The following is a 19,825-nucleotide window of genomic DNA, read 5'->3' on the forward strand; positions in this document are numbered from 1 at the left end:
TTTGGAGGTTTGTGTATGCTAAAACTCAAAAAAGTCCCCATTCATCATGTTGATTATGTTGATCTTTTTAGGAGGATGTCAAATGGAAAAAAAGGAACAATCATTGTTACCAAAAGATATGGATCCAGAAAATTTGCCAAAAGGCCGCGCATTTGAAGATGAGTTTACGAGAAGCTTTCTCCAATCCACAGAAGAAATGATGCCTGGGTACTACCCATTTTTGTCACAAAACGGGAAATATACAATGGCGTTTCCACGGGAAGGGTTAACGAATGAAAGAGCGTATGCATCTAGAGAAAACCAAGAATATTTAAATATCGCTGTTTGGGAAGAAGACGCTGATATTTTTGCTGATATACAAGTTAATTATTATGGTTTTTTAAATCCAGGATATGAAAATAACAATAAAATATCATTACAATCAATGATGGGGACAGAATTAAATTTTGAAGAAGTGAGAGGGGATGGGCAAACATTATACGTATCTTTTTTTCAAGATGAAAAGGAAGCTGAAAGTGATGATGATATATATGGTTACGCAGGTTACTTACAAAACGATAGAGATGCTGGTGGAATTGTTCTATTATACCAATCTTTTTGTCAAAAAAATTGTGAACAATTAAAAGAAAAAGATTTAAAACAAGCATATAAGTGGATTACTTCGGTAAAATTTGTTCATGAGAAAACAGAAAAGGAGGAAAACTAATGGAGCCGCAAGTATTGCTGACGAAAGAAATGCGTATGCGTATTATAGAGCTAGAATATTTAGATTTGCCGAAAGAAAAGTATATTCAAGAAATTGAACGGATTTATATTGAAGAGACGGGCGAGCGATTACCGGCAACGATTAAGCTGATGAGTTCGTCAGAATCTGAAGAGTTAAAGAATGATCGATCAGGATATGATGGTACTGCGATTCATTTTGTTTCTGAAGATAAGGCGATTAACGAATAATATATGATCAAAATATCCATTTGGCCATTTATTTTATCCTTTAATCTATAAGCCACATCTTAGCTCCTCCCCCTCAATGTATACTTCCCGTTGCAACAACAATCAATCTGTCAGCCTATTTCAATAGAAAGCCCCCTTCCTTTTAGAAGAATGATAGCTCCAGTGTGAATAAAGTCCTATTTTACCAATAAATAAAATATTTTATCATAAATGATGATACGATATTTATCAGTATGAAACCAATTTTGGAGGTTTGTGTATATGCTAAAACTCAAAAAAATCCCATTCATCATGTTGATTATGTTGATCTTTTTAGGAGGATGTCAAATGGAAAAAAAGGAACAATCATTGTTACCAAAAGATATGGATCCAAAAGATTTGCCAAAAGGCCGCGCATTTGAAGATGAGTTTACGAGAAGCTTTCTCCAATCCACAGAAGAAATGATGCCTGGGTACTACCCATTTTTATCACAAAACGGGAAATATACAATGGCGTTTCCACGGGAAGGATTAACTGGTGATAGAATTTATCTATCTGGTGAAAACCATGAGTCTTTAAATATCGCTGTCTGGGAAGAAGACGCTGATATTGTTGCCGATATACAAGTTAAATATTATGGTTTTTTAAATCCAGGATATGAAAATAACAATAAAATATCATTACAATCAATGATGGGGACGGAATTAAATTTTGAAGAAGTGAAAGGAGACGGGCAAACTTTATATGTATCTTTTTTTCAAGATGAAAAGGAAGCTGAAGGTGATGATGACGTATATGGTTACGCAGGTTACTTACAAAACGATAGAGATGCCGGTGGGATCGATTTAATTTATACATCAAGATGTAAAAGAAATTGTGAACAATTAAAAGAAAAAGATTTAAAACAAGCATATAAGTGGATCACCTCGGTAAAATTTGTTCATGAGAAAACAGAAAAGGAGGAAAACTAATGGAGCCGCAAGTATTGCTGACGAAAGAAATGCGTATGCGTATTATAGAGCTGGAATATTTAGATTTACCGCCAGAAAAATATATTCAAGAAATCGAACGAATTTATATTGAAGAGACGGGCGAGCGATTACCGGCAACGATTGAGCTGATGAGCTCGTCAGAATCTGAAGCGTTAAAGAATGATCCATCAGGATATGATGGTACTGCCACTCATATTATAAGATATGACTAAATCACCATCACATTTGGCCATTTATTTTATCCTTTAATCTATAAGCCACATCTTAGCTCCTCCCCCTCAATGTATACTTCCCGTTGCAACAACAATCAATCTGTCAGCCTATTTCAATAGAAAGCCCCCTTCCTTTTAGAAGAATGATAGCTCCAGTGTGAATAAAGTCCTATTTTACCAATAAATAAAATATTTTATCATAAATGATGATACGATATTTATCAGTATGAAACCAATTTTGGAGGTTTGTGTATGCTAAAACTCAAAAAAATCCCATTCATCATGTTGATTATGTTGATCTTTTTAGGAGGATGTCAAATGGAAAAAAAGGAACAATCATTGTTACCAAAAGATATGGATCCAAAAGATTTGCCAAAAGGCCGCGCATTTGAAGATGAGTCCACAAGAAGCTTTCTCCAATCAACAGAAGAAATGATGCCTGGGTACTACCCATTTTTATCACAAAACGGGAAATATACAATGGCGTTTCCACGGGAAGGGTTAACGAATGAAAGAGCGTATGCATCTAGAGAAAACCAAGAATCTTTAAATATCGCTGTTTGGGAAGAAGACGCTGATATTTTTGCCGATATACAAGTTAAATATTATAGTTATTTTAATCCTGGGCACGAGGATATAGATAAGGGAGCATTAGAAGCAATGATGGGGACGGAATTAAATTTTGAAGAAGTGAAAGGGGATGGGCAAACTTTATATGTATCTTTTTTTCAAGATGAAAAGGAAGCTGAAAGTGATGATGATATATATGGTTATGTAGGTTACTTACAAAACGATAGAGATGCTGGTGGCATTGATCTATTATACCAATCTTTTTGTCAAAAAAATTGTGAACAATTAAAAGAAAAAGATTTAAAACAAGCATATAAGTGGATTACCTCGGTAAAATTTGTTCATGAGAAAACAGAAAGGGGGGGAAAACTGATGGAACCGCAAGTATTGCTGACGAAAGAAATGCGTATGCGTATTATAGAGCTAGAATATTTAGATTTGCCGAAAGAAAAGTATATTCAAGAAATTGAACGGATTTATATTGAAGAGACGGGCGAGCGACTACCGGCAACGATTGAGCTGATGAGTTCGTCAGAATCTGAAGCGTTAAAGAATGATCCATCAGGATATGATGGTACTGCGATTCATTTTGTTTCTGAAGATAAGACGATTAACGAAGTTTATGTCGTATCTGAAGGATCGCAAGGTTTAATTGATTGGGATTATAATTTGAAAGCGATGCTTGCAGGGCTTGATGCTGCGCAAGCTAGGGCAACTCATAAATTTACAAAGGATGCATTAAAAAAGTTTGGTTTTGAGATTGACCCTAAAAAGGAGGATTATCCCATTCCTGTAATAGGTTTATCCCATTCACTTGCTCATAATAATAATACTACTGCTCATTTAATTTATAATACATTTACAAGTGTGTATAGTGTCAACGGTGCTCAAACAAATTATTATCAGCTGTTTTTTGCTGATCGTAAGTTTAGAAATAGGTTATTCGAATTATATCCAATCTTGAGAACAGACCGTTTTAAAATCCACTCTCTTAATCCTAAAAAGCTCGAGAAAATAGCTTTACAGTTTTATGGAGAGAAAGCGAAAAATATTCACCAAGATATTTCTATAGATGATCCGTTATATGCTGCTAGTTCTGTCAGAGGGTTTTTTGAATTCGGAAATATTATTAAACATGATACGAACAAAAAATTTCCTGGCTTAAGAGAGTTAATTGAAAAAATTCCTGATGATGTTGTGATGCAGCTCCAACGCCATGCGATTGATTATACAATTGCTTCAAAAAAAGCAGGTGGAATCGACCAAGTATTAAAAGATTTAGTAGGGATTGATATGAAGCTTTTGGAAAATATAAAGAAAAGTAAAGCCACTTATTTTAAAAAACAAGCTGAATTTTCCGAAATGGTTGTAAATGTGAACAAAAAACTGCCGGATTTACTCAAAACAGTGCAAATCATCACGGGCAATAGTGATAAAATATTTTCTGAATTAATGAAAGCTGGTTATATTACAAAAGAACAAAAGAATGATTTAATTGAGATCTTTGCGGGAATCGAGAAAGATTTATTAGATATGGAAAAAAGTATTAGACATATGGATAGTGTAAGGAAGCTTCCCTTAAATGCGGGATATATGAGTGCGGTAATCGGAACAGACGTTGGAACTTATTTAAAGGGACTTAAAAAGTATGAGTCATTGATGGCTTATTTTGAAGCTTTAAAAAAATATAAAAAAATATTGAATCAGATTGGTCATAGTCATAGTATCGCGGAAATGCTCGAAAGTTTTCAGTTTGACGGAAAGAAATATGCTGGGACAGATATGCTCCTTGCTACTTCTCGTGGCGGAAGAGAGAGCTTTGGGTAAATATTTCTGCAACTATTAATATGTATGTAAAAGGAAAAACGATGTTAGAAGAGAAAAAACAACAAGTTAGTCGTTTTATCCAAGTACTCGATCGAGAAATATATGAATGCTATGATCAGTGGAGGACAAATACAATTCGTAAAATTGACCATATGGAGCAGTCCCCATCTAGTTATACAAGACTTTTTCATCAATACGGGTTTTCTCCGATGTATCATCGAACAATAACAAAATTAAATATTCATGAAAATATATCTCCGATGAGAAATATGGATATGAGTGTTGAAATAAATAAACTAAATGAATCTGTCGAGCGGGGATTTATATATATTGAGAAATATCGAAAAGCGATTGAGGAGTTGTTTGACGAAGAAATGAGAGTCGCCCAAAGATTTGATTTAGCAGAGGTGGTCTACAATGGATAATGAACGTTCAATTAAAGTAACTGAAAGAATATTTGAATTGCAAAATTTTGATCATAAAAAGCCAATTTTAAACTATTACGTAGACTACTTCTTTCAAGTTGATAGTCAGTTTTTTACTCTTTTTCACAATTTGATTATTAATGAGCAACAAAAGGGGGAAATAGTTGAAGCAATGAAGGAGGAATCGTTAAACTTTGCAAAGGAAAATATTTTATTATTAAATCATTTGGAAAGCCGGGTAGATGAGCTTGTACGTGAATTAGAATCCCAAATTAATGAAATGAACTTACAAGATATGACGATTACATATAAGGAGCATGTGAAAGATTCATAGAGATCGAGATCATGCTAGTTTGATAAGTTAAAAGCCCATATGGATTCATCATTTGAATCCTTTTTGAATCAAAAGTATAGGCAGAATTTTCAGTTTGACATCTTCAGAATTTCCTCGACAATCATATTTTCTTTTGAATCCCTATCTTTTTAGAAGCCGAAAGTTTCAGCTTAATCCATATTTATATAATAAGTCATTACCCAATAGCTTCCCCCTTAATAAAGAAGGAGAAGCTATTAGTTTACTTACGAGCAGTGACTCGCAGCCTTCGGTAATCGGCTATCCATTTGCCTTTATGATACAATTTCTCTGCTAATTTTTTCTCGGTTGTATCATACACGGTTTGGTTTTCCTTTTCTGTCAGATGAGCAAGTAAGCTTTGACTAAACATATCTAGCCAATTCCGAAGCCCCTCTTTTCCGTCTAATTCTGTAGGACGATCATACAATTCAATTGTATCGACGGTAAATCCAGCTTGCTCTAATAAGGCATGATATGCTAAGGGAGTAGGAAAATACCATGGAAACTGATCTTCTCGATACTCTAATTGCATTTCTTCTATTGTTGCTTTAATTGCTTGGACAATTGAAGCAATGTTACCAGCACCGCCTAATTCAACGATTAAGCGTCCCCCGGGCTTTAATACTTGAAACATTTTTCCAACGGCAGTTTTTGCTTCTTTAACCCAATGTAATGCGGCATTTGAAAAGATAGCATCATATTTTGCGACTTCTTCAAGCTTTGTTACATTTTTTCCATGAAATAGGAGATTTGGATATTTTGCTTTTGCTTGCTGAATCATTTCTTCGGAAGTATCTATCCCTATGATATGAGCTCCTGATGCCGCAATCTGATTTGCTAAATCACCCGTCCCGCAACCAATATCTAAAATCGTCTCTCCAGCTTGGGCATTTAATAAATGAATGAGTCTTTCACCGTATTTTGTGACAAATTCGTGTTTATCATCATACAACTGAGCATTCCATTTGTTATTCATTTTCATCCCTCTTTGTCCTATTTTAAAACAAGCTAAGTCGAAACAAAAATAAAAGCGTCATTAAATAAATGTCAAGGGTGAAGATGATCTAGTATGCACATAATACCACATCGTAGCTATTAGTCCTTTTCTAAAAATCAGCCAAATGGATGAGAGATCACTTTCGACTTATTATATATAATGATGTTGGAGGGATGAGTCATGAAGATTGAACAGCTAGAAATTTTTATTTCAAATTTTAAGGAAACAGTTTCTTTCTATAAAGATATGATGCAATTTGAAAGTCTATCAATGACAAGTAAGACTGCTTCGTTCCAAGCAGGTGAGAGTATTTTTACAATCCATCAAAATGAGGAGGATCGTTATTACTATCACTTCGCTTTTAATATTCCCGCAAATTTTTTCAAACAAGCGAAAGCATGGATAAAGGAGCGTGTGCCTTTGCTAACAGAAGATGGTGTTGATGAAGTGGATTTTAAATATGTAAAAGCAAACGCGCTTTACTTTGAAGACCCAGCAGGTAATATTGTGGAATTTATTGCAAGGCGTGAAACCTCACCACCTGCCACAGATTCCATATTTTCATCTAAACACATTTTAGGAGTAAGTGAGATAGGCATTTCTGCAAACGAGATCAAGCATTATGCTGATCAATTGATCGAGATGGGTATTCCGCAAAGAGATAATAGACCTTTATCGAATAAAAATTTGAATTTTATGGGTGAATATGAAGATGGGGTATTCATTATTTTAGGTCCGATCGGGAGAAGATGGTTATTTTCGCACAAAACGGGTATGGATACACCTGTTATCATAAAAACAAATCGAGGAACAATTAAAAATTTATGAATAAGCTCCTTTTATACTTAGAAAAGTAATGCGATATATTCATCGATATTTTGAAAATATTTATTCGTTAATACAGTCATATATCCCTATTTAAACGATATATTTAATGGTTTAAAGGGGATTTTTAAATTTTATAGTTTTCAATGCTTTATTGTCGCAATAAGCTTTAAGCAGTATGTATAATACTCATAAAGGTATATGGAGGTGATAAGATGAAAGAACAATCATTTCATAATCATACACGGTATCAGCCGCTACAGCATTTTATTTGGCTGCCTTTAAGTCTCAGCATGTTAGTTTGTACGATCGGATACGTTATCTATCAAATCATGAATGATGCATTTTCACTGCAATTATTGTTTTTATTAGGATTAGTCGTACTGGCCATTATTCCGGGAATGCTTGCACGCATTTATGCCATTACATTGCAAGATCGTCTTATTCGTACAGAAGAACAGTTGCGATACTATATGCTGACAAAGAAACGGATCGATCCTCGGATTACGATAAAACAAATGATTGCCCTTCTATTTGCTTCTGATGAGGAATATGTGAGATTAGTCGACCGAGCTGTTGCCGAAAACCTTTCCCCTCGTGAAATAAAGCGAGAAATTCATGTTTGGAGAAGAGATGATCATCGAGTATGAATAGTTTAATGCAATTGGAATTAGAAAGGACTTGTTATGAAAAAGAATCATTCGATGGAAATGTCACAGTATGGTCATTCAATAGAGGCGAAACAAAAGTTATATAAGCGGTCTTTATTCGTCGTTGTCATGTCGCAAATTTTTGGCGGAGCGGGACTGGCGGCAGGGATTACAGTCGGTGCACTTATCGCTCGAGATATGTTGGAAACAGAAAGCTTTGCTGGTTTGCCCGCTGCATTATTTACGCTCGGATCTGCGCTTGCTGCTTTTATCGTTGGCAGACTGTCACAGCGGTTTGGCCGTCGTTATGGGTTGTCAATTGGCTTCATTACTGGGGGAATCGGTGCCATCGGTGTTATTGTTGCCGCTGTAATGGATCATGTATTTCTACTATTTCTTGCTTTATTTGTTTATGGTGCCGGGACTTCGACGAATTTACAAGCACGTTATGCTGGAACTGATTTGGCTAACGAAAAGCAACGTGGGACAGCGGTAAGTATTGCCATGGTATCGACGACTTTTGGTGCGGTGGCAGGACCCAATTTAGTGACGCCGATGGGGAAAGTTGCGGCGGCGATCGGAATCCCAGTTTTAGCAGGTCCATTTATTTTAGCGGCCGTAGCTTATTTATTAGCGGGTCTGACGTTGTTTATCTATTTACGCCCTGACCCTTTTTTAGTGGCAAGAGCGATTGCGGCTGAACAAGAACAACGAAATCAGGTGCAAGAAGTACTGCAAAGTAAAGTGAACAAAATTGGTGTTTTCGTCGGTGGGTTAGTACTCGTCTTATCGCATGTCGTGATGGTGGCGATTATGACAATGACACCAATTCATATGCAAAATCATGGAACTGGATTGACAGCGGTCGGCGTTGTGATTGGCCTGCACATTGCAGCGATGTATTTGCCTTCGCTTGGAACAGGTATTTTAGTCGATAAAGTCGGACGTACTTTTATGGTGATTGTATCGGGTATCACATTAGCGATTTCGGGATTGATGGCTGCTTTTGCACCAGGTGACTCGCTGTTTTGGCTTACGGCTGCGTTAATGTTGCTTGGTCTAGGCTGGAATTTTGGCTTAATTAGTGGAACGGCGATTATCGTTGATTCGACCGATATGAAAACTCGTGCAAAAACGCAAGGTTCAGTTGATGTATGGGTTGCATTAGGAGGAACAGCAGGGAGCTTATTGTCTGGTGTAATTGTTGCCAACTCAAGCTACAACGTTTTAGGATTTATCGGCACATACTTAGCGTTGTTGTTAATTCCACTTATTATTTGGGCACGATTAAAAGAAAAGAGAAACGAAAAGAAGCTTGATGATGTAACATACTAAGTGTATGCCTTAAGGTTATTTCAGCCTGTACCGCATGTGAAGGAATTTGTAAAGTCAACAATTTTACGGAAATAAAAATGGTGATCTCACCTCTTCTAAATGTGAAATGTATAGATCGTTGGAAAGATGGAGAATGAAGTTACATCAAATAGCTTGGCAAACTTAAAAAATGAAGTTGAAAAAGGCAAAGGAATTTGAAATAAAAATAAATTTTTTTTTTTAACCTCCTCAGGTACGTGTAAAAAAGGTAATGAGGAGGTTTTAATTTGGAAAAAACTTGACTCAATTTGTTAAAAGAATCTGCATTAATTTTGCAAGTTTTTTTAGTAACCTATGAAGTAATAACAGATTGAGAGGGAGTATTTAAAATGAAACGACGAGGTCAAATTTTTGCTGTATTAATGGGGGTGCTTATGATTAGTGGATGCAGCAGTGAAGCTCTGCAAGGTGAACAATTTAGAGAAGAGCGATACGGCGGAATGCATCAAAATATGATGAAAGGACAGATGAATCATCAGATGCAAGGGCATATGGATCACGATAATGTCACTCGTTTAGAAGATTCAACAGGGACGAATGAGCTGCTCATCCCTCCATTATTAGAACGTGATGAAAATGGCGAGGTAACTTACACAGTTACAGCTCAAAAAGGAGAAACGTCCATTTTTAAAGATGCGAAAACAGAGACATATGGATACAATGGCGATTTTTTAGGACCGGTTTTACGATTAAATAAAGGTGAACATGTAAAAATTCGAACTGTCAATGAACTGGACGAAGAAACGACCTTTCATTGGCATGGTTTAGAAGTTGCGGGCCATGCTGATGGAGGTCCTCATGCACCTTTAAAGCCTGGTGAAAGTAAAACGATAGAGTTAGATGTAGCGCAAGAAGCTTCTATGCTTTGGTTCCATCCGCATCCTGAAGGAAAAACAGCAGAACAAGTATACAAAGGATTAGCGGGGTTACTTTATATCGAAGATGGACAATCGGAAAAGCTGGGCTTACCAAATGTTTACGGTAAAAATGATATTCCGTTAATTTTCCAGGATCGCTTATTTGATGAAAATAAACAATTAAACTATGAAATGTTAATGAATGAAGATGGAACAATTGGCGATATGTCTTTAATTAATGGAACTTTAAATCCTAAACTATCTGTTCGAAAAGAAAAGGTGCGTCTGCGTTTATTAAATGGTTCGAATGCAAGAAACTATACATTTAAGTTAAACAACGGCGGAACTTTTACACAAATTGCAACAGATGGCGGACTGTTAAATGAACCTATTACTCTAAATGAAATTTCATTAACACCGTCCGAACGAGCAGAAATTATTGTTGATTTTTCAAATGTCGATCCAAGTGATCAACTTGCTTTAGTGAACGAAGATGGCTCTACTCTTTTACCTTTTCATGTAGTTGGAGACGAGGGGGAGGAAAGTAATATCCCTGCTCAACTCAATGATGTTACTTTGACAGAAGAAGAGAAAAATTTACCGGTTACAAAAGAAGTCGAGCTTTTCGGCATGATGGAGCACGTGACGATTAATGGGAAAAAATTCGATCCGAACCGGATTGATTTTACACAAAAACAAGGAGAGACAGAAGTTTGGGAAATTTATAATAAACCAGATATGATGGGCGGAATGATTCATCCGTTCCATATTCATGGTACACAATTTAAAATTGTTTCAAGAGATGGTAAAGCACCGTCAGAAAATGAACGCGGCTGGAAAGACAGTATTTCGATTAAGCCGGGAGAAAAAGTTAACATAGCGGTGCAATTTAAACATAAAGGTGTTTACATGTTCCATTGCCACATTTTAGAACATGAAGATAACGGAATGATGGGACAAATAAAAGTAGAATAAGAAGGAATTCATTGCGAATGGAAGCTTGTAGATAAAGTCCTCTTGGACGATTTACAAGCTTTTTTTGTTGAATTTTTCTGTTAAGTTCATATTTAATTAAATCTATTTTCCACTAGCATTATGAAAAAATGGTTGAAAGTCCAATTAATATCATTTAATGTAATAATAGTGGTTTTTTTAATTTTATATTACAGTAAAAACGAGGTGCTATATGTTCATTCAATATATTAAGGAAGAAACGAGGAGAGCGTTTTTATCTAAAGAAATGATCCTAGCTGTTCTGCTATCTATTGTGCTTTTTTTTATCGGCATACTAGAAACAATGTCTTGGATTTTTAGTGGTAGTACTTCAGTGCTCTATGCTTTTTTACAAGGATATAATTCAGGCACTGCTAACTTTCTTATTATAGCATTTCCTTTAATTGTATGCATGCCTTTTGCAACTTCTTATAGGATCGATAAATTAACGGGGTTTGACCAGTATCTTCTTATTAGATTAAAAAAAAAACATTATAAAATTATTCGCTGGTTTGTGAATGGCTTTGCTGGCGGCTTTGCTTTATTTATTGGGCCCTTTATCGGTTTTATCTTCCTCTTTATCTGTAAACTTATTTTTCAATTGCCGATGATAAAAGAGGAGACAGAAACGGCTGCCTTTTTCAATATAATTGGTATTGATTCGGCGTTTTTAATGATAATGATTATTTTGCTCAATTTATTTATTTGTGGTTTTGTCTTTTCTTCGTTAGGAATAGGAGTGAGTACGCTGATTAACAATAGATACGTTGCGATGCTCGTACCATTTATATTTCTGATCATTTCTGGAACGATTTTAACCAAGTTAAATATTTATTTAAATGCATTAACCTTATATGACATTCATCACTTCGGAATGTCTATTATTCAGAAATTAGTCTATTTCAGTATTTTATTAGGGGTTAGTGGTATTTTGTTTTTTGGAGGAGAAAGGATTAAAGCGCTATGGGAGAGTTGAAAGTTATTCATAATGAGAGCTTTAAAAAATTTTTTTTTTATAAAAAAGGATACATTTTTATCTTTCTTCTGATCTTTTTTTACTCACTTTATTTACTAGCCACGATAGTACAAATGGAAGGCAATATATACGACTATTTGTTGCAACTTACAGAACTACACCCGATGCATTATGGCGTTACTCCTTTATTTTTAATTGCTTTAACACTTTTTTTACCGCCAAATAACATAGATCATTATTTAATGATTAGGTTTAAAAACAAAACTCATTGGTATAACATGCAATTTTTTTATCTTGGTCGCTTTACATTGCTTTTTCTCGTTATTTTTATTTTAGTGATGTTTTTACAATCGTTTCTATCGCTTTCTTTTCATAATGAATGGAGTGAATTTGCTCAATTAAATTACATAAAGGAAACTGGTGATTTAAAGAAAATATCTCCTTTAACTGCGGCCATTTTTTCTTTGATTTTATTGTGGTTTAATCTATTTTTAAAGTCATTAATTTTCTATTCAGCATATTTGATCAAAGGAAGTCTTTTTTTTGCACTATTTATTGTCTTTCTTTTAAGTGAACTGAATAGTGTGTCTTTATTAAGTTATTGGGATAATTTATCCGTTTTTTTGCCATTTAATTATGTAAATGTTTTTATATCTCTATTTCATGGGGAAACTATCTTTGGAGACTTTTTTTATGGCGGGTTGATCTATTATCTAGTACTATCTATCTTTTTCTTTATCGTTGGACTTTTATTGTTTAAAAAGTCGGATATCGAAAAATATAAAGCCCAGTGGTAATATGTCAAGCACTAAAATTCGGTGGATTGGAAATTAATATTGGATTTCATTGAAAAGTGCTTAAAAAGAGTATAACAAATAAACCTCACACTATTTTCAGTTTTTTTTTACCAATCACTATTAGTGTGAAGCTGGGTGTTTGAAAGGGTCTGAATAAGAAGTTTTAATCTCTCCTTTCAGGTGGTGTGTACAACTGATTGGTGCGTAGTAGCGAAAACACCAATCGTACCAGTTTTCTTGCAGTTAAGACGAGAGCGCGTTTGTGTTTATGTTTTGGAACTTCATCGTACTTTTTTGTGTAAAAAGCTTTATATTCAGAGTCATACTTTCGGATCTTATCGGCAGCTTGAATAAGGTAGTATCGCAAATATTTATTGCCTGTCCTCATTCTTGCCGTTTCTTGGGATTCGAATTCGCCCGATTGGTTTTGGTTCCATACCAAACCAGCATATTTCGCTAAGGCATGATGATCTTTAAATCGCTTTATATCGCCTATTTCGGCTATCAGCCCTGCCGCATAAACGTCTCCAATTCCTTTTACAGACGTTAGAGTTTGCGGTATGCCTTTCATTAACTTGGCAATTTCTTTATCTAGCCGCTTTACTTGTAACTCGATATGTTGAATGGTACTTAGAGTAACTGACATAGAAATATTTACGGGATCCTGCATAGCCTTATTTAACCGATAAGATGATCTAGCCAACTTATGAAGATATTTTGCGATTTCTTCTGGGTTTTCAAATCGGTTCTTCCCTTTATCCTGCAGGAACTCGACGAGTTCTTCGATACTCATTTCAGCGATGGTTTCGGGCTCTAGTTCTTCCATGACAGCCATACTCGTAGCTCCGAATTTATCTGAAAATGGATTATCTTGTCTCAGTCCACTGAACTTTAAAAAGAGCTGGTTAAGAAAATACGTTTTATTTCGGGTAATTTCCCGCATAAAATGAAACCTTGTCCGTGTTAATCGTTGAAGGGCTTCATATTGTATGGCATCTTTCATTTGGGCTGGCAGTCGGCCAAAGCGCAAGTGGTCAGCGATGACCCAGGCATCTATGCGATCGTTTTTCACAAGGGAGTCATACCCTTTTTTAAAACGAGCGACTTTTCTCGCATTTAGTACGTAGATAGAGGCTTGGAACTTAGGTTCATAGCCTTTCATTTGGTCTTGTAGATAATGGGCAAGATGCCAACTGTAAAGATCATGGCTTCCATCCCAATCTTCAATTGGTTGGCCTGACTTTTTTCCGCTGCTTCTAGCATTCGTTTGATCAGGGTTGCGGCCCCCGTTTTGATCATTAGAAACAGAAAAGTCGGCAAGTGTGGATCCGTCCTGTTTCATGAAATGGACATGATGGGACTTCAAGCTTACGTCTACACCAACAAGCATTTGTGACATACCAATCACCTCCAGTAGGTAAGTTAATCAAGAACGTTCAGACCTGGGTGCCCACGGGAATCATCGATGTCTTCCTCGTCATCAGCACTCAAAGAAAAGAAGTCCATCATGAGCGCTACACTCACTTCTTTTACGGCGGCGCAACCAGTGGTTAGACCTTCAATAATGAACCATGGGTAGCAGGCTTATTAAGCAGTACATCGCGAGATGTCCGCAAGGGGGAAAAGCAATATCCTGATACGATCCTGTCGGGTTCCATTGTCCCATGAGCAGGTCTAAAACGCTATAAAAAAAATGACGGAGTAAAACGCTGGAGCATCCTCCATTCTCCGCCATTTCACGATATTCAGTTAAAAGGTATTTCAAAGAAGCAGTAGGGAACTATCCCCCTGCGAAATAACAACAATACGTAAATCTATTATTGATAGTTTGACTTTACCTCGGCTTCCCCACCAGAGGGGTGAAACAAGGGTAAAACAAAAACATTTATTGATGGGAAAGCCGAGAGGCTAACCTTTAAAAAAACCTATAGGAATCTAGAGTGAATTGTAGAGGATCCGGATCAACTGGAAATTCTTCTAGAAAGAGCTCTTACTACTACTATACGAGGGGAAAAAAAAATATGATTTTTGTACGTTTAACTACATACTATTTAAAAACTCTATTTTCCCCTTTAACATTACTTGCTATTTTTGGATTTTTAAGTGCAAATATATTCTTTACGTATAGCTTATTTGAAGCTTATTTTCCTGTAAATCTATTAGAAAAGGTATCATTTATGTTTGTTTTACCATTGGAAATAAACGGTGACATCTTTCGTTGGTTGCTTTTATTGTTGCCTTTTTTAATCATTCCGGGAAACTTGCTTTTTAAACAATTCAAAAATCCCCCTGTTTATTTATTTGTCCGGATGGAGAGCTTTTCTAGTTGGTTTCATAGCTTATTATTTTCTTGCTGTATTTTCATCTTTATTAGTACTGGTTTATCATTTTTATTTACCTTTGTTATACTCGCCTTGTTAGATGCTGATTTAGCGTTTGCTAGTTTGAATATCATGAATGGCAAAATCATTTTAAAACAATGGCTTGTTTTTTTCTTTACTATTTTATGTCTTTTTTTATTCAAAGTAATGATCTTTATGCTATCTAGAAATGAGCTTTTTTCTTTACTAGTAACGATCGTTGTTTCACTTTCAGCGTTAACTTTAGATCAACTAATGATTCAGGAAAAAAATAAAATGTTTATAACTGAATTTTTATATGCTAAAACTATTCGGACAAGTATCGAATTTCCTTTGTGGATAAGTATTTCAAGCATATTAGTATTATGTTTATATTTTGTATTAGTTAAAGTTTTCATGCTTAAACATGAGAAAGCGCTTAAAATAATGTGAGATTAGCTTCATAACAAAAAAGCGGGGAGTGAACAAATTGGAAAACATTATCGAGATTAATGACTTATGTAAAGTAGTAAAAAATAATGTTTTACTAGATCATATTAATTTAAAAATTAATATTCCAGGTGTATATGGAATCGTGGGAAGAAACGGGTCCGGAAAAAGTCTTTTATTTAAAACAATTTCTGGGCTTATCACACCAACGAAAGGGAGTATAAGTGTTCTTGGAACACAAGTTAGTAAAGGAGAATTTCCTCAACAGTTTGGAGCACTATTAGATTCTGGCGGATTTCTGCCAAATTATTCTGCTTTTGATAATTTAAAATTGTTAGCCTCTGTCAAAAATCAAATTTCTGATGATGATATAAAAGCGTGTCTAAATTTTGTTGGACTTGACTCTAAAAAAACTTCACCTGTAAAAACCTATTCTCTCGGAATGAAACAACGCCTAGGAATTGCACAGGCAATTATGGAAAAACCAAAGCTTTTAATACTTGATGAACCGATGAATGGACTGGATGCTTCAGGAGTAAAAGATATTCAAAAGATGATTTTAGAATATAAGAACCTAGGAGTAACAATCCTTCTAGCTAGTCACAACGAAAGTGATATTAACTTATTATGTGATGAAGTTTATGAAATGGATAACGGTAAACTTTCAAGCCAGAAAACAAACGAAAGTGTTAAATTTGTATAGGTTAATTTTTAACTATAAGAGTTTGAAAGATTTAACTAACATGTTTACTAATCAAAGTAATCTATTTTCATGTGAAAAGCAGGGCAGTTCAAAAGTCATTGAAAAATGACTTTTGAGACAGCCCAAAGTTATTTCTCTATGGAAGAATAAATTTGATACATCAACGTTTCTTGATCAATAGACTTTGCAATTTCAAATGCCTTTTGTTCGGTCCGCTTTGTTATCTATGATTTCATACATAAATTTGATAAGAAACATTAAATTAGAATTACCATCTATATAATTATGAGGACCTATATAAGAATGACAACCACTTTTAAGGAATGCCATTGCTAATTGCTGAGTTCCTAAAGTACACCCCGCCAAAGTACACCCCGCCGCGATAACTTTTACATTTTTAAAATTTGCATAGCGGACAACATCTTGATGATCAAAGAATTCTCCTTTCGGCTCCTTATCCTCATATACATCATGATCAAGGACAGTCATACAAAATCTTCCTTTATCTCCGTGGAAATTAAAAATTAAATAATCAAGCTTATGATCGCGATCTTTACCAGAGAGCACATCAACAAAATCATTTGGCCTTCCTATCATAATGGACAGTAACCCTTACCCCGAAATACTCGAGTGTTGAGCGCAGTGCATACGATTCCATATCACAATTTGGACCCACTACTAAACTAACATATAATTCCGATCCACTCATATTAATACCTCTTTTTTAAAATAACGTTTACAAAAGTTCTCCTATATTTTATTTTTAAAAATCTAAATAGCAAATTATTCTGATAAACAATTTTTTTATTTGAGTATCGAACAATGATATGACATTGATAAAAAATGAGATGAAAGATTATAAATACTTTAGAAAAAACATATACAAATCATATTTTCTTTAATAAAATAAACAAAAGACTATATAAGAAAATTCGGAGGTGTATGTTCAAAATGAAGGACTATAGATTGGAGAAAGGGTTGAATCAAAAGATAGTAGATGGAATCTTTAAAGGGTATCGTGAATATTTAGATGTGAGAAGGGAAAAAGCTAAGTCATTAAAAGTAAGCGGGGCCTACGCATGGGTTAAAGGAAATCATATTGATCATCACGTAGGGGTTGAATGTGAACCTTTTGGAGTGAAGAGTAAGTTAGCAAAGGCTGGTTTGACTTGGCAGTACCTTCAGTTTAAACATCAAAATGAAGCTATTTTATTTATTGTTAAAAATGCTAGATACTTTGATCCAGATCAGGTCAATCGTGGTAAAGATGCTACGGGTAAGGCTCGCAGGACGAAAATTTCTTATATGGAAAATTTAATGACAATTAATAAAGAGATTGATTTTAATGATATTTCTCCTCAAGTGTCAGAGAGCTTTGTTCAGCTAGAATTACAATTAATAGAGGACTGTCAATTAAATGATATTGACAATAAGGAGATTTCAAAAATAAAATCGAATTACAATCGTTTTTATATCGTTACATATTTGATTGATGAAAACCAATATATTTCAAAAATTCAATTATGGATGCCAAATCCGGTAAATAATCAAGCTTATTTAATTGATAATTTAACATTTTATATCAATGAGTCACACGCTTTTGAGATCGAGGAAGAATTGAAAGATATTTTGGTAAATAAAAGTGATACTGAAGATCATTTTGATGCACATAAATTCGGAATTGTATTAGATACTGAAAGAAAAGCAATAATAAAATAATAAGGAGGTATAGCCTGTGTTCATTGGTAAAAGTCTGACCAACATTCGAATCCTGCATGATTTAAGCCGAAATCAGTTGGCGGAAAAAGTAGGAGTAACTGAACAGGCTATTTGGCAATACGAGAATGGGTACACTTCTCCGAAACTAGAAGTAATAAATAAATTAAAAACTATTTTTAAAGTAAAATCCTCCTATTTTTATAAAGAAGATATGTTATCTGAAGCAGATATGAATAATATACAAACTCACAATATAGCATATCGCTCTGAAACAATAAATTCGTTAAATAAAACTCAAAGTGAATCAATGCATATAAGATTTATTGACGTTTTTTTAAAGAAAATTGAAAGGAAGATCAACTACCCTAAAAATATCCTTTTGGAATTGAGAAACGACACGATCCTATTTTTTAAAAAAAATTGTGAGATGGATAGGGACACTCAAATAAAGTGTATTGCTGAATTAGCTCGGAACAAAATTGGCTTGAGGAATAATTCTAATAAAAATTTCCTATTTTTATTGGAGAAAGCAGGAGCTTTTATTTTTGAAAAGGAAATTGGTGAAACGATTGATGCGTACAGTTTATGGAGTAAAGATGATCGACCTTACATCATTTTAGGCTCTATAAAAAAATCAGCTGTAAGAAGGAATTTCGATTTAGCTCATGAGTTGGGTCATTTATTATTACATTATAAAGTAGAATTTACTATGCAAGATAAAAAATCTTATCGTCAACTTGAAGATGAGGCGAATCAATTTGCTTCAATGTTTCTTTTGCCAGAAGATAGTTTTAGAAAAGATTGTAACGGGATAGTTAAAGTTTCTAATCCAGATGCCTATCTGGACCTTAAGCAAAAATGGCATGTCTCTTTACAAGCAATTGCAATGAGGGCGCTTAAGTTAAAGATAATTAATTATCAGCAATATCGATATTTTTTCATGTCGATTAATAAAAAGGGCTACAAATTCATTGAACCTTTAGATTATGAAATACCAATAAACCGTCCAATGAAAATGAAGAGTATTTTACAGTTACTTTTTGATCATGATTTATATTCAGTATCAGATTTAATGGATGAATTAAAAGTAGATCAAAGCTTTCTTACAGTACTTACAGGAATTGAAGAAGAATTTTTTACTAAACATCGCAAAAAAGAAAATAAGAATTTTACAGTGAGTGAATTAACATTTAAAAGTTAAAAGAAGGCACTTAACGTGAGAGTCATTTACAAGTGACTTTTGTTGGTGTCTTTTTTCATTTGGGGAATCTTTTCATCAAGAATAAGGTGGTACTTCTAATACTGATTTTAATGGCAAGGATAAAGAATGTGCTTTCAATTTATGATTTTTAAAGTTCTTTGGGAAAGGACAATCTTACCGATGAAAATTCATTGATATGATCTTTTTGGAAATAATATTTTTAAAATAAATATTAAACAATCGTTTGTTTATATTGTCAGGAGGGACATGATGCCACGAAAGGATTCTCAACACAACAAGGAAACAGATAAAGAAGCGAATGTTTTACTAATGAAAAAGGAAAAAAATGAAGATGAAATTCATCAGCTCACTCGCATGTTAGCGGCTGTGTTAAACTATTTGTCAGATGATGAAGTAGAGGAGATCGATATTGAAGTTCTTCTTAATAATACGGAAGGTCTCCGAGAATGGTGGGATAAATATCGCGAAAGCAACAAAAAAGAAATTGAGGAAGAAATAAAACAATCGCTAGGCGAGCTGTCATTGGAAGAACTAGAAAGTATTCGAGAACAGATTAAAGAAAAAAAGAAGTGAAACATTACCGAAAGGGGCTTTCGAATTTTGAGGCT

General features: G+C 34.5%; 21 protein-coding genes. 18 read left to right on the forward strand and 3 right to left on the reverse strand.

Annotated elements, in window-relative coordinates; translation table 11 throughout:
* Nucleotides 1-82: 82 nt before the first annotated feature.
* The 7 genes from K6959_RS00610 (at nt 83) to K6959_RS00640 (ending at nt 5,294) form a co-directional block, all read left to right on the forward strand.
* Entirely contained in the window at nt 83-706 is a 624-nt protein-coding gene (locus K6959_RS00610) for a hypothetical protein (RefSeq protein ID WP_163243420.1), read from the forward strand.
* A complete protein-coding gene (locus tag K6959_RS00615; RefSeq protein ID WP_163243590.1) occupies nt 706-954 on the forward strand; it encodes a DUF6792 domain-containing protein in 249 nt (82 codons plus the stop codon). The genes K6959_RS00610 and K6959_RS00615 overlap by 1 nt, the downstream gene beginning before the upstream one ends.
* Before the next feature lie 327 nt (nt 955-1,281).
* The gene (locus K6959_RS00620) at nt 1,282-1,905 is read left to right on the forward strand and encodes a hypothetical protein (protein ID WP_163243589.1); all 624 of its coding nucleotides are present in this window, start codon (nt 1,282-1,284) and stop codon (nt 1,903-1,905) included.
* The gene (locus K6959_RS00625; RefSeq protein WP_163243588.1) at nt 1,905-2,138 is read left to right on the forward strand and encodes a DUF6792 domain-containing protein; all 234 of its coding nucleotides are present in this window, start codon (nt 1,905-1,907) and stop codon (nt 2,136-2,138) included. The genes K6959_RS00620 and K6959_RS00625 overlap by 1 nt, the downstream gene beginning before the upstream one ends.
* A gap of 318 nt (nt 2,139-2,456) precedes the next feature.
* Nucleotides 2,457-4,535, forward strand: coding sequence for a DUF6792 domain-containing protein (locus tag K6959_RS00630; protein ID WP_223087338.1), 2,079 nt, complete (start codon nt 2,457-2,459; stop codon nt 4,533-4,535).
* 41 nt (nt 4,536-4,576) lie between these two features.
* Nucleotides 4,577-4,960, forward strand: coding sequence for a hypothetical protein (locus K6959_RS00635; RefSeq protein ID WP_223087339.1), 384 nt, complete (start codon nt 4,577-4,579; stop codon nt 4,958-4,960).
* Complete coding sequence (locus K6959_RS00640; protein WP_163243432.1) at nt 4,953-5,294, forward strand: hypothetical protein; 342 nt, start codon at nt 4,953-4,955, stop codon at nt 5,292-5,294. The genes K6959_RS00635 and K6959_RS00640 overlap by 8 nt, the downstream gene beginning before the upstream one ends.
* A gap of 241 nt (nt 5,295-5,535) precedes the next feature.
* Here K6959_RS00640 and K6959_RS00645 read toward each other — a convergent pair whose 3' ends face one another.
* The gene (locus K6959_RS00645; protein WP_246234942.1) at nt 5,536-6,291 is read right to left on the reverse strand and encodes a class I SAM-dependent methyltransferase; all 756 of its coding nucleotides are present in this window, start codon (nt 6,289-6,291) and stop codon (nt 5,536-5,538) included.
* A gap of 201 nt (nt 6,292-6,492) precedes the next feature.
* Between K6959_RS00645 and K6959_RS00650 the strand changes: the two genes are divergently transcribed.
* The 6 genes from K6959_RS00650 to K6959_RS00675 all read left to right on the forward strand — a co-directional run bounded on the left by K6959_RS00650 (nt 6,493) and on the right by K6959_RS00675 (nt 12,784).
* Nucleotides 6,493-7,140: a hypothetical protein gene (locus K6959_RS00650; protein ID WP_163243434.1), complete on the forward strand. Its 648-nt coding sequence runs from the start codon at nt 6,493-6,495 to the stop codon at nt 7,138-7,140.
* 212 nt (nt 7,141-7,352) lie between these two features.
* Nucleotides 7,353-7,787, forward strand: a complete 435-nt coding sequence (locus K6959_RS00655) for a DUF6526 family protein (RefSeq protein ID WP_163243435.1) — start codon at nt 7,353-7,355, stop codon at nt 7,785-7,787.
* 36 nt (nt 7,788-7,823) lie between these two features.
* Nucleotides 7,824-9,122: an MFS transporter gene (locus tag K6959_RS00660; protein ID WP_163243436.1), complete on the forward strand. Its 1,299-nt coding sequence runs from the start codon at nt 7,824-7,826 to the stop codon at nt 9,120-9,122.
* 368 nt (nt 9,123-9,490) lie between these two features.
* On the forward strand, nt 9,491-10,993 hold the full coding sequence (locus tag K6959_RS00665) for a multicopper oxidase family protein (RefSeq protein ID WP_163243437.1): 1,503 nt from the start codon (nt 9,491-9,493) through the stop codon (nt 10,991-10,993).
* A gap of 211 nt (nt 10,994-11,204) precedes the next feature.
* Nucleotides 11,205-11,987 (forward strand): hypothetical protein, encoded by a 783-nt coding sequence (locus K6959_RS00670; RefSeq protein WP_223087341.1) that lies wholly within the window; start codon nt 11,205-11,207, stop codon nt 11,985-11,987.
* On the forward strand, nt 11,975-12,784 hold the full coding sequence (locus tag K6959_RS00675) for a hypothetical protein (protein ID WP_223087342.1): 810 nt from the start codon (nt 11,975-11,977) through the stop codon (nt 12,782-12,784). Before K6959_RS00670 ends, K6959_RS00675 begins: the two co-directional genes overlap by 13 nt.
* Nucleotides 12,785-12,947: 163 nt before the next feature.
* On the opposite strand, the gene K6959_RS00680 is transcribed toward K6959_RS00675, so the two are convergent.
* Complete coding sequence (locus K6959_RS00680) at nt 12,948-14,183, reverse strand: IS110 family RNA-guided transposase (protein WP_262421845.1); 1,236 nt, start codon at nt 14,181-14,183, stop codon at nt 12,948-12,950.
* Nucleotides 14,184-14,805: 622 nt separating this feature from the next.
* Here K6959_RS00680 and K6959_RS00685 point away from each other — a divergent pair.
* Together K6959_RS00685 and K6959_RS00690 are read left to right on the forward strand one after the other, a co-directional pair.
* Complete coding sequence (locus K6959_RS00685) at nt 14,806-15,576, forward strand: hypothetical protein (protein WP_223087343.1); 771 nt, start codon at nt 14,806-14,808, stop codon at nt 15,574-15,576.
* A gap of 37 nt (nt 15,577-15,613) precedes the next feature.
* Nucleotides 15,614-16,276, forward strand: a complete 663-nt coding sequence (locus tag K6959_RS00690) for an ABC transporter ATP-binding protein (RefSeq protein ID WP_163242880.1) — start codon at nt 15,614-15,616, stop codon at nt 16,274-16,276.
* Nucleotides 16,277-16,468: 192 nt separating this feature from the next.
* Here K6959_RS00690 and K6959_RS00695 read toward each other — a convergent pair whose 3' ends face one another.
* Nucleotides 16,469-16,873, reverse strand: a complete 405-nt coding sequence (locus K6959_RS00695; RefSeq protein WP_374058368.1) for a hypothetical protein — start codon at nt 16,871-16,873, stop codon at nt 16,469-16,471.
* 354 nt (nt 16,874-17,227) lie between these two features.
* Here K6959_RS00695 and K6959_RS00700 point away from each other — a divergent pair, with 354 nt between their 5' ends.
* The 3 genes from K6959_RS00700 (at nt 17,228) to K6959_RS00710 (ending at nt 19,790) form a co-directional block, all read left to right on the forward strand.
* Nucleotides 17,228-17,995 (forward strand): spr1630 family ClpXP-sensitive toxin, encoded by a 768-nt coding sequence (locus tag K6959_RS00700; RefSeq protein ID WP_163242879.1) that lies wholly within the window; start codon nt 17,228-17,230, stop codon nt 17,993-17,995.
* Between the two features lie 16 nt (nt 17,996-18,011).
* Nucleotides 18,012-19,196 carry a spr1629 family repressor/antitoxin gene (locus K6959_RS00705; RefSeq protein ID WP_223087345.1) on the forward strand — a complete coding sequence of 395 codons (1,185 nt, stop codon included), beginning with the start codon at nt 18,012-18,014 and terminating at the stop codon, nt 19,194-19,196.
* Nucleotides 19,197-19,466: 270 nt separating this feature from the next.
* The gene (locus K6959_RS00710) at nt 19,467-19,790 is read left to right on the forward strand and encodes a hypothetical protein (protein WP_223087347.1); all 324 of its coding nucleotides are present in this window, start codon (nt 19,467-19,469) and stop codon (nt 19,788-19,790) included.
* The last annotated feature ends 35 nt before the right edge of the window (nt 19,791-19,825 follow it).

This window comes from Bacillus aquiflavi (assembly GCF_019915265.1).
GTDB classification, from domain to species: domain Bacteria; phylum Bacillota; class Bacilli; order Bacillales; family Cytobacillaceae; genus Bacillus_BT; species Bacillus_BT aquiflavi.

Excerpts from the sequence above, each read along its gene's own strand:
- K6959_RS00610 (WP_163243420.1), top strand. The coding sequence starts at position 83 with ATGGAAAAAAAGGAACAATCATTGTTACCAAAAGATATGGATCCAGAA.
- K6959_RS00615 (WP_163243590.1), top strand. The coding sequence starts at position 706 with ATGGAGCCGCAAGTATTGCTGACGAAAGAAATGCGTATGCGTATTATA.
- K6959_RS00620 (WP_163243589.1), top strand. The coding sequence starts at position 1,282 with ATGGAAAAAAAGGAACAATCATTGTTACCAAAAGATATGGATCCAAAA.
- K6959_RS00625 (WP_163243588.1), top strand. The coding sequence starts at position 1,905 with ATGGAGCCGCAAGTATTGCTGACGAAAGAAATGCGTATGCGTATTATA.
- K6959_RS00630 (WP_223087338.1), top strand. The coding sequence starts at position 2,457 with ATGGAAAAAAAGGAACAATCATTGTTACCAAAAGATATGGATCCAAAA.
- K6959_RS00635 (WP_223087339.1), top strand. The coding sequence starts at position 4,577 with ATGTTAGAAGAGAAAAAACAACAAGTTAGTCGTTTTATCCAAGTACTC.
- K6959_RS00640 (WP_163243432.1), top strand. The coding sequence starts at position 4,953 with ATGGATAATGAACGTTCAATTAAAGTAACTGAAAGAATATTTGAATTG.
- K6959_RS00645 (WP_246234942.1), bottom strand. The coding sequence starts at position 6,291 with ATGAATAACAAATGGAATGCTCAGTTGTATGATGATAAACACGAATTT.
- K6959_RS00650 (WP_163243434.1), top strand. The coding sequence starts at position 6,493 with ATGAAGATTGAACAGCTAGAAATTTTTATTTCAAATTTTAAGGAAACA.
- K6959_RS00655 (WP_163243435.1), top strand. The coding sequence starts at position 7,353 with ATGAAAGAACAATCATTTCATAATCATACACGGTATCAGCCGCTACAG.
- K6959_RS00660 (WP_163243436.1), top strand. The coding sequence starts at position 7,824 with ATGAAAAAGAATCATTCGATGGAAATGTCACAGTATGGTCATTCAATA.
- K6959_RS00665 (WP_163243437.1), top strand. The coding sequence starts at position 9,491 with ATGAAACGACGAGGTCAAATTTTTGCTGTATTAATGGGGGTGCTTATG.
- K6959_RS00670 (WP_223087341.1), top strand. The coding sequence starts at position 11,205 with ATGTTCATTCAATATATTAAGGAAGAAACGAGGAGAGCGTTTTTATCT.
- K6959_RS00675 (WP_223087342.1), top strand. The coding sequence starts at position 11,975 with ATGGGAGAGTTGAAAGTTATTCATAATGAGAGCTTTAAAAAATTTTTT.
- K6959_RS00680 (WP_262421845.1), bottom strand. The coding sequence starts at position 14,183 with ATGTCACAAATGCTTGTTGGTGTAGACGTAAGCTTGAAGTCCCATCAT.
- K6959_RS00685 (WP_223087343.1), top strand. The coding sequence starts at position 14,806 with ATGATTTTTGTACGTTTAACTACATACTATTTAAAAACTCTATTTTCC.
- K6959_RS00695 (WP_374058368.1), bottom strand. The coding sequence starts at position 16,873 with ATGATAGGAAGGCCAAATGATTTTGTTGATGTGCTCTCTGGTAAAGAT.
- K6959_RS00700 (WP_163242879.1), top strand. The coding sequence starts at position 17,228 with ATGAAGGACTATAGATTGGAGAAAGGGTTGAATCAAAAGATAGTAGAT.
- K6959_RS00710 (WP_223087347.1), top strand. The coding sequence starts at position 19,467 with ATGCCACGAAAGGATTCTCAACACAACAAGGAAACAGATAAAGAAGCG.